This window comes from Streptomyces sp. NPDC026672 (assembly GCF_040638185.1).
Taxonomy (GTDB): Bacteria; Actinomycetota; Actinomycetes; order Streptomycetales; family Streptomycetaceae; genus Streptomyces.
Window position 1 is genome coordinate 227,222 of record NZ_JBEZXS010000008.1, and the last position, 13,262, is coordinate 240,483.

Annotated in this window: 11 protein-coding genes; 1 reads left to right on the top strand and 10 read right to left on the bottom strand. The window is 74.1% G+C overall.

All coding sequences use genetic code 11. The features are described from left to right. Positions 1-398 precede the first annotated feature (398 nt). Positions 399-1,271, top strand: coding sequence for a CAP domain-containing protein (locus AB0F77_RS12325; protein ID WP_361945686.1), 873 nt, complete (start codon positions 399-401; stop codon positions 1,269-1,271). Positions 1,272-1,344: 73 nt separating this feature from the next. Here AB0F77_RS12325 and AB0F77_RS12330 read toward each other — a convergent pair whose 3' ends face one another. The 10 genes from AB0F77_RS12330 to AB0F77_RS12375 form a co-directional block, all read right to left on the bottom strand. Next, entirely contained in the window at positions 1,345-2,919 is a 1,575-nt protein-coding gene (locus AB0F77_RS12330) for a GMC family oxidoreductase N-terminal domain-containing protein (RefSeq protein WP_361945689.1), read from the bottom strand. Positions 2,920-3,005: 86 nt separating this feature from the next. After that, entirely contained in the window at positions 3,006-3,980 is a 975-nt protein-coding gene (locus AB0F77_RS12335; protein ID WP_361945692.1) for a sugar kinase, read from the bottom strand. Then, on the bottom strand, positions 3,977-4,669 hold the full coding sequence (locus tag AB0F77_RS12340) for a bifunctional 4-hydroxy-2-oxoglutarate aldolase/2-dehydro-3-deoxy-phosphogluconate aldolase (RefSeq protein ID WP_361945695.1): 693 nt from the start codon (positions 4,667-4,669) through the stop codon (positions 3,977-3,979). Before AB0F77_RS12340 ends, AB0F77_RS12335 begins: the two co-directional genes overlap by 4 nt. Further along, positions 4,666-5,832, bottom strand: a complete 1,167-nt coding sequence (locus tag AB0F77_RS12345) for a glycoside hydrolase family 88 protein (RefSeq protein ID WP_361945698.1) — start codon at positions 5,830-5,832, stop codon at positions 4,666-4,668. The genes AB0F77_RS12340 and AB0F77_RS12345 overlap by 4 nt, the downstream gene beginning before the upstream one ends. A gap of 53 nt (positions 5,833-5,885) precedes the next feature. After that, positions 5,886-6,674, bottom strand: a complete 789-nt coding sequence (locus AB0F77_RS12350; RefSeq protein WP_361945701.1) for an enoyl-CoA hydratase/isomerase family protein — start codon at positions 6,672-6,674, stop codon at positions 5,886-5,888. Further along, positions 6,661-8,235 (bottom strand): CoA-transferase, encoded by a 1,575-nt coding sequence (locus AB0F77_RS12355; protein ID WP_361945704.1) that lies wholly within the window; start codon positions 8,233-8,235, stop codon positions 6,661-6,663. The genes AB0F77_RS12350 and AB0F77_RS12355 overlap by 14 nt, the downstream gene beginning before the upstream one ends. Positions 8,236-8,286: 51 nt before the next feature. Next, on the bottom strand, positions 8,287-9,822 hold the full coding sequence (locus tag AB0F77_RS12360; protein WP_361945707.1) for an aldehyde dehydrogenase family protein: 1,536 nt from the start codon (positions 9,820-9,822) through the stop codon (positions 8,287-8,289). 49 nt (positions 9,823-9,871) lie between these two features. Continuing rightward, entirely contained in the window at positions 9,872-11,149 is a 1,278-nt protein-coding gene (locus tag AB0F77_RS12365) for a sugar ABC transporter permease (RefSeq protein ID WP_361945710.1), read from the bottom strand. Beyond that, a complete protein-coding gene (locus AB0F77_RS12370; protein ID WP_361945713.1) occupies positions 11,146-11,985 on the bottom strand; it encodes an ATP-binding cassette domain-containing protein in 840 nt (279 codons plus the stop codon). The genes AB0F77_RS12365 and AB0F77_RS12370 overlap by 4 nt, the downstream gene beginning before the upstream one ends. A gap of 137 nt (positions 11,986-12,122) precedes the next feature. Further along, the gene (locus AB0F77_RS12375) at positions 12,123-13,178 is read right to left on the bottom strand and encodes a substrate-binding domain-containing protein (protein WP_361945716.1); all 1,056 of its coding nucleotides are present in this window, start codon (positions 13,176-13,178) and stop codon (positions 12,123-12,125) included. Positions 13,179-13,262 lie beyond the last annotated feature (84 nt).

Genomic DNA, 13,262 nt, shown 5'->3' on the forward strand with positions numbered 1-13,262 from the left:
CACAGCGGTCGCGGGAACTGGGCGGGTCGCTTAGTAGACGCGACTCGGATGACATATGGGATTTGTCCGGCTTGGTGTCGGCGGGTCGCGCACCGCGCCCGGCGGTCCGCCGCCCGCCCGCCGCGATCGCGCGTTCACGGCGCCCGCAGGGGTTCTGACGGGACGCCAGGACCGCGGCGCCCTCGCACGAGGGGCGGCGGGCCCTCCTCCCCGGTGCGGGACGGACCCCGCGCTCCTACGAAGCGGGGTAGTACCGACGGCCCGTGAGGACCCTTTGCGCTCGGTGTGAAGCCACCCCAAGAATGGCGCCGCAGGCACGTCGCCGCAGTTCAGGGGCGGGACTCTGCGTACAGCCGACCGGACGAGAAGCGCTCGGCGATCACCGGGTGAGGGCACGCATGGGCAAGCACAGCAACAGGCAGAAGCGTTACCGGCGCGTGGTCATAGCCGCCGTCGTCCTCGGCGCCGTGGGCGTCCCGTCGGTGGCGGTGGCCTGCGCCGACTGGCCGGGCGACGGCGGAGAGCCGACGGCGGGGGCACGGCCGGCCGCCACGCAGAACTGGTGGAGCGACGCGGACTGGTACCGCCAGTGGGAGGCCCAGGGCGGCGCGTCCGCGACCCCGGCGCCGTCCGCCTCCGGGACCACCGCCGCGCCGAAGCACCACCCCCGCGGGCACCGGCCCGCCCCCGGGCGGACGTGGCACCACGCGCCGCGGCGGCACACCACCGCGCCGTCGACGCCGGCTGCGCCGTCGACGCGGACCCCCTCCCACTCCCCCGCCGCGACCCGGCTCCCCACGTCCCGTCCCGCCGCGCCGAGCACGCCGAAGGCCACGCCGTCCGCGCCCGCGACCACCGCGGCGCCGAGCAGCCCGAAGCCCGCCGCGCCGGCGTCCGGGACCGCCGCGCGCATCGTGCAGCTGGTCAACGCCGAGCGCGCCAAGGCCGGTTGCTCCGCGCTGACGCTCGACGCGACCCTCACCAAGGCGGCGCAGGCGCACAGCGCCGACATGGCCGCCCACCGGAACATGTCGCACACCGGCTCCGACGGCTCCGACCCGGGCGGCCGCATCACGGCCGCCGGCTACACCTGGAGCGCGTACGGCGAGAACGTCGCGTACGGCTACGCCACGCCGGAGGCGGTCATGGCGGGCTGGATGTCCAGCCCCGGCCACCGGGAGAACATCCTCAACTGCTCCTTCAAGGAGATCGGCGTCGGCCTGGCGGAACCGGGCGACTACTGGACCCAGGACTTCGGCACCCCCCGCTGACCACCGCGCCCCCGGACGACCTCACCGACGTCGGCCTCGCCCCGGCCGGGCGGGGTGGGGCCGCCCCTCGGTCTCAGCTCTTGATGAGGTCCGCGCCCTTCTCGGCGATCATCATGGTGGGCGCCATGGTGTTGCCGCTGACCAGCTTCGGCATCACGGACGCGTCCACCACGCGCAGGCCGTCGAGTCCGCGCAGCCTCAGCCGGGGATCGACGACCGCGTCCTCACCGGTGCCCATGCGGCACGTGCCGACGGGGTGGTAGTCGCAGGAGGCGTACTGGCGGACGTACGACATGATCTCCTCGTCCGTCCGCAGCTGCGAGCCCGGCAGGCGCTCCTCCTTGATGAAGTGGGCGATCTCCGGCCGCGCGAGCACCTCGCGGATGGTGCGCACCTGCCGCACCGCCATCTCCCGGTCGCGGGGCGCGCTCAGGTACCGCGGGTCGATCAGCGGCTCCGCCGTCGGATCGGCCGAGGCGAGCCCGACCGAGCCGACGCTCTCGGGGCGCAGGAACGTCGAGTTGACGGTGAAGCCGTGCCCTTCCAGCCGGGTCTGCCCGCCGCGGACCACCGTCGCGGGCGCGATGTGGATCTGCATGTCGGGGCGGTCCGCACCGGGACTCGTGAAGAAGCCGCCGCCCTCGACGATGACGGACGCGGCAGGACCGGTGCGCAGGAAGATCCACTCCAGACCCGGGGCCAGGAGCCTGGGGAAGCGGTCGAGCCCGTCGTAGCCGATGGGCTCCTTCAGCAGGGAGTGGACGTTGGTGTTGAGGTGGTCCATCAGGTTCTTGCCCACGCCCGGCAGATCGTGCACGGGCCGGATGCCGAGCGGTCCGAGTTCGTCGGCGGCGCCGATCCCGGACAGCATCAGCAGCCGCGGGGTGTTGATCGCACCGCTGGAGAGGACCACCTCGCGGTCGGCGCGGAGGACGCGGGTGGAGCGGCCGTGGCCGACCTCCACGCCCACGGCCCGCCCCTTCTCCACGACCACCCGCAGCACCCGGGCGCCCGTCCTGAGGGTGAGGTTCCTGCGGCGCAGGACCGGGTGCAGGAAGGAGGTCGACTGCGAACGGCGCCTGCCGCCGCGGTAGGTGACCTGGTACATGCCCGCGCCGGACATGGAGGCGCCGTTGAAGTCGGGGTTCGCGGGCAGGCCCCAGGACTGGGCGGCGCGCACGAAGGAGGTGCTGAGGATGTGCGGGTTGGTCTGGTCGGACACCGCCTGCGGGCCGCCCTGGCCGTGGTACTCGTCGACCAGGCGGCTGTTGTCCTCGGACTTCCTGAAGTACGGCAGGACGTCGTCGTACGACCAGCCCTCGTTGCCGAGCGCGGCCCAGTGGTCGTAGTCCTCGCGCTGGCCGCGAATGTAGATCATGGCGTTGATGGCGCTGGAGCCGCCGAGGGTCCTGCCCTGCGGGTACCAGATGCGGCGGTCGTCCAGCTGGGGCTGGGGCACGGTGTGGAAGCGCCAGTTGACCCGGGGGCCGAAGAGCATGCCGACGCCGCCCGGGACGTGGATCATCGGGTTGAGGTCCCGGCCGCCGGCCTCCAGCAGCAGCACCTTGACGCCGGGGTCCTCGGTGAGGCGGTTGGCCAGGACGCAGCCGGACGTACCGGCCCCGACGATGATGTAGTCGTAACTCACGGGCTCTCTCCTTGGCTTTCGGGCCCGCCGGTGATCGGGGGTGCGGGTCCGGGGCGCGACGGTGTGGGTGGTGCGGGCGGCGGGGGTCAGCGCACGACGTCGGCGGTCGGCAGCAGCAGGGCGTCGAGGTCGGCGCGGGTGGGCAGCAGTTCGCAGTCGCCGGGCACGGTGACGGCGTACGCCCCCGTCGCGCAGGCGGTGCGCAGCCGCTGCCCGGCGTCGGCGCCGGCCAGGCGTTCGGCGAGGTATCCGGCGACGAAGGCGTCACCGGCGCCCACCGGGTCGAGCACCCGGACCGCGGGGGCCCCTTCGGTGCGCAGGGCGCCGTCGAGGAAGGCGACGCAGCCGTCCGCGCCGGCCTTGACGACCGCCTCCCGGGGGCCGAGCAGCGCCAGCCCCTCGGCCAGTGCCGCGCGGTCCTCGGTGTCGGTGCCGAGGACGAGGCGGGCCTCCTCGGCACCGGCGAAGACGATGTCCGCCCGGCCGACCAGCTCCCGCAGCAGGGGACGGGCCCGGTCCGGGCTCCAGAGCTTGGCGCGGTGGTTGACGTCGAGGCTGACGGGAACCCCGGCGGCGCGCGCGGTGGCGACCGCGTGGAGCACGGTGTGCCGGGCGGACTCGCCGAGCGCGGGGGTGATGCCGGTGACGTGCAGCACGGACGCCCGCCGGATCAGGGCCGGGGGCAGGTCCCCGGGGACCAGCCGGGAGCCCGCCGATCCGGCGCGGTGGTAGTCGACGTGCAGGGCGCCGCCGGCCCGGCGGTGGCGCACCATCAGTCCGGTGAACGCCCCGTCGCGGACGGCCCGTACGTCGATCCGCTCGGCGCGCAGCCGGCGTTCGACCAGGTCCCCGGTGGCGTCGGGACCGATCCTGCCGACCCAGGTGACCGGGGCGCCCAGCCGGGCGGCGCCGATGGCGACGTTGCTCTCGGCGCCGCCGATGCCGAAGGTGAAGTCCCGTACGTAGTCGAGGGGTCCGGTGCCGTTCGCGGTGACGAGGCCCATGGTCTCGCCGAAGGTGAGCAGTCCGACGGGGGCCGGTGCGGTGCCGTGGGCGGTCATGGTGTGCTCCGTGCGGCGGTGACGAGGTCGAGGGCCTGCCGGGCCCGGGCGGTCAGGGCGGGGGTGGGCCCGTCGGTGGCGGCCGGCCCGATCAGCGGTCCGCCGAGGCCGACCGCGGCGGCTCCGGCGGCGATCCAGGCGGGCACGGCGGCCAGGGTGATGCCACCGGTCGGGATGATCGGCACGCCGGGCAGCGGGCCGTGCACGTCCTGGATGTAGCGGGGCGGGACGGCCGAGGCGGGGAACAGCTTCACGGCCGCGGCGCCGGCGTGCACGGCGGCCGCGATCTCCGTCGGGGTCAGCGCGCCCGGGTACACGGCCGCTCCGGCGATACGGGCCGCTGCGGCGACGTCGGGGGCGGCCACGGGCGAGACGAGGAAGGAGGCGCCGGCCTCCAGACACGCCTCGGCCTGGTCGGCGGACATCACCGTGCCGGCGCCGATCACGACGTCGTCGCCGTGGGCGCGGCTCAGGGTGCTCAGGCAGGACAGGGCGCCCTCGCTGGTCAGGGTCACCTCGATCGCCCGCACACCGCCCTCGACCAGTGCCTCGGCCACGGCGGGGAAGTGCCGTGCGGTGGGGGCGCGCAGGATGGCGACCAGACCGCTCGCCGTGATCGTCGCGGTGACGTCCCGGGCGGTACGGCGGACCGGTCCCCGCGGCACGGTGGTCCGCGGCAGCCCGGTCATGCCCGTCCTCCTGCCGTGCCCGGGGTGCGGGAGGCGAGGTCGAGGGCTTCGAGGAAGTAGTAGTCGCCCCACATCACGCTCTCGTCGACACCGAGCCCGTTGCGCTGGTGGTAGGTGGCGTGGCGGACGACGCCCTGCCAGCCGGGGGTGTCGGCCGCGAGGAACTCGGTGGAGCGCAGCGTGGCGAGGATGCGCAGCGCGTAGGCGCGGTAGTGCTCCGCGCCCGCGGCGACGCCGAGCCTGAGCATGCCGGCCGCGGCGACGGCGGCGGCGGACGACTCCCAGGGCAGGGCGGGCGACGGGTCGTTCCAGTCGTTGGGCGGCACTCCGTGGCCGGGGGTGTGGGCGATGTAGAAGTCGGCGGCGCGGCGGGCGGCGTCGAGCATGCCGGGGTCGCCGGTGTACCGGTAGGCGGTGGTGAAGCCGTAGATCGCCCACGCCTGGCCGCGCGACCAGGTCGAGTCGGCGCGCCAGCCCTGGTGGGTGGCGGCGCGCAGGAACTCCCCCGTGGTGGTGTCGAACCAGCCCTCGTGCACGGTGCTGCCGTCGCCGCGCATGAGGTGGCGGCGGCTGGTGCGGCAGTGGGTGAGGGCCACCTCGTGCAGGGCGGGGTCGTCGCTGTAGGCGGCGGCGCGGAAGACGATGCCGACGTTCATCATGACGTCGATGAAGGTGCTGCCGGGGTCGACCCAGGTGCTGAGGTAGCCGCCCGCCTTCTCCAGCCGGCCGGCCATGGTGCGGCCGGCCTCGATCAGGACGTCGCGGGCGTGGCGCTCGGCGTCCAGTTCGTAGCGGCGGCCCCAGCTGGGTTCGAGGACGAACCCGATGTCGTGGGTGCCGGTGTCGGACTTGCGCGGTTCGAGCAACTCGCTGTAGCGGCGGGCCTGTTCGTGCCACCAGGGGTCCTGGGTGCGGCGGGCGAGCAGCCACATGGCGCCGGTGAGGAAGCCGCCGCTCCAGGTCGGCGCCCAGGGGTCGGCGTCCAGGACCCACCGGCCGTTCTCGGTGTAGGTGGGCATCCCGCCCGGGGACCCGGTGACGAGGGCGCGCACCTGCCGCTCGGCGAAGTCGAACGCCTCGTCGGGGCCGAGGACGCGGCCGGGGACGCGGCCGGGGTCGGCGGCGGGCCGTTCGGGCCGGGGTCCGGTGTCGGTGGAAGCCATGAGGGCGGGCCTTTCGTGGGGTGGCGGTGCGTGGCGTTCGGTCAGCGGGCCGGTCACGGGCCGGCCGGCGTGCCGCGCCGGAGGAACGCCTGGACGGCGGCCTTCTGCTCGGGGGTCTCGCAGCAGGCGCCGACGGCGTCCGCCTCGGCCTCCAGACCCTCCTCGACGCCGTACTCCAGGCCGGTGCGGATGGCGTGCTTGGCGCCGGCGACGGCGGTGGCGCTGTGCGCGGCGATCCGTGCGGCGAGGTCGACGGCGGTGGCCACGGGGTCGTCGGCGACCTCGTCGACCAGGCCGATCTCCTCGGCGCGCGCCGCCGTGAGGAGGTCGCCGGTGAGGATCATGCGGGTGGCGCGAGAGCGGCCGACGAGGCGCGGCAGGCGCTGGGTGCCGCCCCAGCCGGGCAGGTTGGCGAGGGTGATCTCGGGCTGGCCGAGGCGGGCGGCGGGGGCGGCGACACGGAGGTCTGCGGCCATGGCGAGTTCGAGGCCGCCGCCGAGGGCGAACCCGTTGACGGCGGCGATCACCACGACGGGCAGCCGCTCCAGTCGGTCGAAGACCTGCTGGCCGCGCCGCATCTGCGCGTAGGCGCCGGGGCCGCCGATGCCGTCGAGTTCGGTGATGTCGGCGCCGGCGCTGAACGCCTTGGGCCCGGCGCCGGTGAGGACGAGGGCGCGCGGGCCGCCGGGGTCGTCCTGGGCGCGTTCCACGTCGGCGGCGAGGGTGTCGAGGGCGTCGACGAGCGGCCGGCTGAGGGCGTTGCCCTTGTGGGGGCGGTTGAGCGTGGCGAGGAGCACCGGTCCGCGCCGTTCGCGTGGCAGGAGGTCGTCAGTGCGCGGCACGGCCGTGGTCCTTCCGGGAGGGGGGCAGGGTGAGGCCCATGGACCCGGGCCGGAAGAGGCGTGGGTCCATGGGCGCGAGGCCGGGGCTGATCCGCGGCTTGAACTCCAGGTGGTCGAGCACGTCCACGGTGAGGTCGAGTCCGGGGGCGATCTCGGTGAGTTCGGGGCCGTCCTCGGTGAGCCGGAAGACGGCGCGCTCGGTGACGTAGGTGACGGGCTGTCCGGTGCGCAGGGCCTGGGCGGCGGAGAAGCTGATCTGCGCGATCTCCCGGACGGCCTTGGCGGGCCGGTCGTGGGGCACGGTGAGGGGGCGGTCGCCGCCGATGCCGTAGTCGCCGCCGACGACGAGGGTGCCGACGAAGACGAGGCGCCGCGCGCCCTGGGAGATGTTGACGAAGCCGCCGACGCCGGGGATACGACCGCTGAACCGACCCACGTTGACGTTCCCCGCGGCGTCGAGCTGGGCGAAGCTGAGGACCGCGACGTCGAGGCCGCCACCGTCGTACCAGTCGAACTGGTGGCCGGCGTCGACGGACGCCTCGGGGTTGACGCACATGCCGAAGTCGCTGCCGCCGACCGGGAGTCCGCCGATGTGGCCCTGTTCGACGGTGAAGGTGACGTCGTCGTGGCGGCCCTCCTCGGCGAGGACGGCGGCGACCCCGTCGGGCATGCCGTAGCCGAGGTTGATGACGTCGCCGTGGCGCAGTTCGAGGGCGGCGCGGCGGGCGATCACCTTGCGCACGGACAGCGGGATCGGGGTGTGGGCGGTGGCGGGGGCGCGCAGTTCTCCCGTCAGGAAGGGGTCGTCGGCGGTGGCGAAGGAGAGCCGCTGCCCGGGGTCGACGACCAGGGCGTCGACGAGGACGCCGGGGACGCGCACGCGGCGCGGGTCGAGGGTGCCGGCCCGGACGACCTCGCGGACCTGGGCGATGACCAGTCCGCCGCTGTTGCGGGCGGCCTGGGCCGCGGAGAGCGTCTCGGCGAACAGTCCCTCGCCGTCCATCGTGATGTTGCCGTTGGTGTCGGCGCGGGTGCCGCGGATCACGGCGACGTCGATCGGGAAGGCGGGGGTGAACAGCCATTCCCGTCCGGCGAGTTCGACGAGCTGGACGACGTCCTCGGTGGCGGAGGCGTTCAGCCGGCCGCCGCCGAGCCGCGGGTCGACGAAGGTGCCGAGGCCGACGGCGGAGATCGCGCCGGGCCGGCCGGCGGCGATGTCGCGCATCAGGTGCGACAGGGTGCCCTGCGGCAGGCAGTACGCCTCGATCCGCTCGTCGAGGGCGAGCCGCTGCATGCGCGGGGTCCAGCCCCAGTGGCCGCCGACGACCCGGCGGACCATGCCGGGGTGGGCGAAGCGGTCGATGCCGCCGCCGTGTCCGTCGCCCATGCCGGAGATGTGGACCAGGGTGAGGTCGCGGGGGCGGCTCTCGGCGAGGAAGCGTGCCTCCAGGCCGGTCAGGACGGCGGCCGGTTCGTTGACGCCGCCGCCCGACCCGTCGACCAGGACGGTCGCGCCGTCCGGGACCAGGGCGGCCGCCTCTTCGGCCGTGGTGATTCTCATCGTCGTGGCTCCTTGCGGGATGCGGCCGTGTGTCCGGCCGGCGGTCGCCGGTCAGGCGCGGGGCGCACGCGTGCCGCCGAAGGCGAAGGTGCCGGCGCGCTTGCCGGTGCGGATGCTGACCGACTTCAGCTCGGTGAACTCCTCGAAGCCGGCCTGTCCCATTTCGCGGCCCGTGCCGCTGGCCTTGTAGCCGCCGAAGGGCAGGGTGGGCGGGGCGTCGATGGTGGTGTTGACGTAGACGGTGCCGCTCCTGAGGGCCCTGGCCACGGGGAGCACGGTGTCGACGTTCTTGGACCAGAGGCTGTTGGCGAGGCCGTAGTCGACGGCGTTGGCGAGCTCGACGGCCTCCTCGGTGTCCCGGAACCGGGAGACGGTGAGGACGGGGCCGAAGATCTCCTCGCGGAAGACGCTCATCCCTCGGCCCACCCCGTCCAGGACGGTCGGCCGGACGAACAGGCCGTCGTCCAGGCCGGGTCCGCTCGCGCGGGAGCCGCCGGCGACGATCTCGGCGCCCTCGCTGCGACCGCGGGCGACATGGCCGAGTACGGCGTCCAGGTGGCCGGGGTGGATCATGGCGCCGACGTCGGTGGCGCGGTCGAGGGGCTGGCCGACGGTGACCCGGGCGGTGCGGGCGGTGAGTTCGGCGAGGAAGTCGTCGGCGATGCTCTCGTGCACGAGCAGCCGGGCCTGGGAGACGCAGCACTCGCCGTTGTTGAAGAACGCCCCGAGGACGACGCCCTCGGCGGCGTCCTCCAGGTCGGCGTCCGGGAAGACGATGTTGGCCGCCTTGCCGCCCAGTTCGAGCGACACCTTCTTGAGGTTGCCCTGCGCGGCGGTGAGGACCTTCCGTCCGGTCGCGGTGGAGCCGGTGAAGGACAGGACGTCCACCTCGTGGTGCTCGGCGAGGGCCTGCCCTGCGCGGCCGTCGCCGGTGACGACGTTGAGCACGCCGTCGGGCAGCCCGGCCTCGGCGTACAGGCGGGCGATCTCCAGGGTGCTGCCGCTGGTGAGTTCGGAGGGTTTGACGACGACGGTGCAGCCGGCGGCGAGCGCGAAGGGCAGCTTCTGGCAGAGGATCAGCGCCGGGAAGTTCCACGGGGTGACGAGGCCGGCGACCCCGGCGGGTTCGCGCAGCACCAGTCCGGTGTGGTCGGCGCCGTTGGTGGTGTACGTGGTGCCGTGCGCCTGGGTGGCGAGACCCGCCGCGTAGCGGGTGAGGGCGGCGGCGCCTGCGATGTCTCCCTCGGCGAGCCGGACCGGCTTGCCGCCCTCCTCGGCGTCGAGCGCGGCCAGCAGGGCGGCGTGGGACTCGATCAGGTCGGCGGCGTGGTGCAGGACGCGGGCCCGTTCGAAGCCGGTGGCGTCCGACCAGACGCCGCTGTCGAAGGCGCGCCGTGCGGCCCGGACGGCGGCGTCCACGTCGGCGGCGTCGCCCGCGCCGACGGTGCTGACGACGGCGCCGGTGCCGGGTGCCCGGCGCTCCAGCACCGCGGTGGGCTCGCGGTGCCGGCCGTCCACGAAGTGCGCGTAGACGCGCGGTGTCCGGGTGGCGCCGGCGGGTCCGGCCTGGGTGGTGTCTGCGGTCATGGCCTCTGTTTCCTCCTGACGGGTGTGGTGTCGAGCGTGCGCCGCCGGGTCAGGCCCGGCCGTGCGCCGCGCGGGAGCGCCGGGCGAGCGAGTCGACGACGACGGCGACGAGCAGCACGACGCCGGTGATGACGAAGCGGATGGCGGAGCTCAGGTTGAGCAGCGTCAGACCGCTGGCGATGGCCTGGATGACGGCGATGCCGAGCAGCGCGGAGTAGGCGCCGCCGCGTCCGCCGAAGAGGCTGGTGCCGCCGATGACGGCCGCGGCGATGGCGTTGAGGTTGGTGTCGCCGACGCCGCTGCTGGTGCTCGCGGTGGCGAGCCGGCCGGCGGCGAGCAGTCCGCCGAGGGTGGCGAGCAGGGAGCACAGGGCGAAGGCGGCGAGGTGGACGCGGTCGACGCGGATGCCGACCCGGCGCGCGGCCTCGACGGAGCCGCCGACGGCGAACACGGAGCGGCCCCAGCGGGTCCTGGTGAGCGTGAAGTCGAGGGCGACGACGAGGACCACGAACAGCACGAAGGGCGCGCTGACGCCGCGGTCGCGGTTGAGGTACCAGCAGCCGGCCTCCAGGGCGGCCAGCAGGACGCCGGCCCTGACGAGGACCCCGGTGGGGGCGGGCACGGACAGGGAGTGGCGCCGGCGGCGGCGGTGGCGGGCCAGGCGGGAGGCGAGGTATCCGGCGGCGACGAGTGCGGCGAGGACGTACGACAGCGGGCGGGCGACGAAGGTCTGCTGGCTGAAGCGGACGATCCAGCTGTCGAAGGGGAGGTTGATCGAGCCGTTGCTGCCGAGGATGTTGAGCTGGAGGCCGAGCAGGGTGAGCAGTCCGCCGAGGGTGATGACGAACGAGGGGACGCTGAACCGTATGAAGATCGCCCCGTAGAGCAGTCCGACGAGGAGTCCGGCGGCGAGTGCGCAGCCGGTCGCGGTCCACACGGACCAGCCGAGGCGGGTGAGTCCGACGCCGAGGATCGCCGCGGCGAGGCCGCTCATGGAGCCGACGGACAGGTCGATCTGACCGAGCAGCAGGACGAGGACGATGCCGAGGGAGATGGTGCCGACGGCGGCGCACTCGGTGGCGAGTTCGACGAGGTTGGCGCTGGAGAGGAAGTAGCCGTTGAGGCTCTGGAAGACGACGGCGATGAGGACGAGGCCGATCACGACGGGCAGCGAGCCGAGGTCGCCGCCGCGGACCCGGGCGGTGAGAGCGGCGACCGCCCCGCGCGGTCCGTCGGCGCGGACGAGGCGTTCGTCGCGCAGGTCGATCGGGGCGAGGACCTGGCCGGAGCCGGTCGGGGTGGTCCGGGTGGCGCGGGTGACACTCACGAGGCGTTCCCTTCGCTGCTGGTCTGCGTCGGCCCGGCCGCGCCGGCGGCCGCTCGGCGGGTGACGGCGCTGTCCGCGGCGCCCGTGATGGCCGCGACGATCTCCTCGTGGGTGACGTCCTCGACCCGGAACACCCCGTTGTTGCGGCCCAGTCGGAGGACCACGGCACGGTCGGCGACCTCGCGGACGTCTGCCATGTTGTGGGTGATCAGCAGGACTCCGTGGCCGCGGTCGCGGAGCCGTTCGACGAGGTTGAGGACCTCGGCGGTCTGCTCGACGCCCAGGGCCGCGGTGGGTTCGTCGAGGATGACGACGGACGGGTCGCCGAGCAGGGAGCGCGCGATGGCGACGGTCTGCCGCTGGCCGCCGGAGAGGCCGGCGACGAGGGTGCGCACCGAGGGGATCTTCGCGGAGAGCTGGCGCAGCAGGGACCAGGCCCGCTCCTCCATCTCCTCCTCGCTGAGGGTGAAGCGGGAGCGTTCGCGGCCGAGGAAGAGGTTGGCGACGACGTCCAGGTTGTCGCACAGGGCGAGGTCCTGGTGGACGGTCGCGATGCCGAGGCGGTGGGACTCGGCGGGCGAGGTGATGCCGACCGGCACGTCCTTGAAGGTGATGGTGCCCGAGTCCGGCGGATGGACCCCGGCGAGGGTCTTGACCAGTGTGGACTTGCCGGCGCCGTTGTCGCCGAGCAGGGCGACGACCTCGCCGGCGTGGATGTCGAGGTCGACGTCGGTGAGCGCGCGGACGGCGCCGAACGTCTTGTTCACCCCGCGCAGGGACAGCAGGGCGGGCCGCCGGCCGGGCGGTGCGTCGGGGACGGTGGTGGGTGGCGTCATGGTTGCTCCTGGCGGGGCCGGGCGGTGCGGATCACGGGCCGGCCGGTGCGGATCGCGGAGTGGGCGGGGCGGGCGCCGGGCGGACCGGGTGGGCGACCGGGCCCGGCGGCCCGGGGGGGGAGGGAGGCTGCGGTTCGCTACTTGATGCCGTACGTGGCGCACGCCGCGCGGTAGGCGGGGGTGCACAGCTGGGAGGCGGTCCAGAAGCCGTCGCGCACCACGGTCGAGCGGATGGTGGAGGCGGTCACGGCCACGGGCGGGTTGAGGGCGGCCGGATGCCCGTCGACGGTCGCGGAGGACGGGGGTGTCCGCCCCTGCGCGAGGTCGTAGGCGACGGCGGCGGCCGTCTCGGCCTCCTTCTGGAAGGAGTTGTACGTCGTCATGTACTGGTTGCCGACGAGGATCGCCTGGAGTCCGGACAGGGTGGCGTCCAGACCGGTGAGCGGCGGGAGCGGGGAGACGCCCGCGGCCTTGAACGCGGCGATGGCGCCGCCGGCGTTGCCGTCGTTGGCGGAGTAGACGCCGACGATCTTCTTGCCGAAGCGGGTGACCTGTCCCGCGGCCCAGCTCTGCGCGGTGGCGGGGTCCCAGGTGTCGGTGGAGGCGAGGACCCGGTAGCCGCTCCTGTCGAGCACGCTGTGCGCGCCGGCCTTGATGGTGCCCGCGTTGTTGTCGGTGCTGGCGCCGTTCAGCATGATGACGCCGCCCCGGGAGGGGGGCACCTTGTCGGCCTTGAGCTTGTCGACGAGGGCCTGCGCCTGGAGCCTGCCGACCTGCTCGTAGTCGTTGGAGACCACGTAGGACAGGTCGGGGCTCCTGATGAGGCGGTCGTACGCCACGACGGGCACGTTCTTCGACTTGGCGGCGGCGACGATGCTCGCGGCGGCGACACCGTCGACCGGGTCGACCACGAGGGCGTCGACGCCCTGGGTGAGCATGGACTGTGCCTGTTGCTGCTGGGTGTCCGCGCTGGAGTTGGCGTTGGCGTAGAGCAGCTTGCAGCCGGCGCAGAGCTTCTTCAGTTTGGCCTGGAAGTAGGGCTTGTCCTTGCCGTCGTAGCGCGGCACCGCCGTCTCCGGGAGGAGCAGCGCGATCTTGTGCTCCTCGCCGCCGCCCCCGGCCGCCGCGGACGAGGACGTGCCAGGGGTGTTGGAGCTGCATGCTGTCAGGGCGAGCACCGCAGTGGCTGACACTGCGAGCAGACGCGTCGTTGCGTTTCCCACGGGACGAACCCCCACTTATCGGGATTTCACGGTAGTACTGCGAACTGCGCTCAC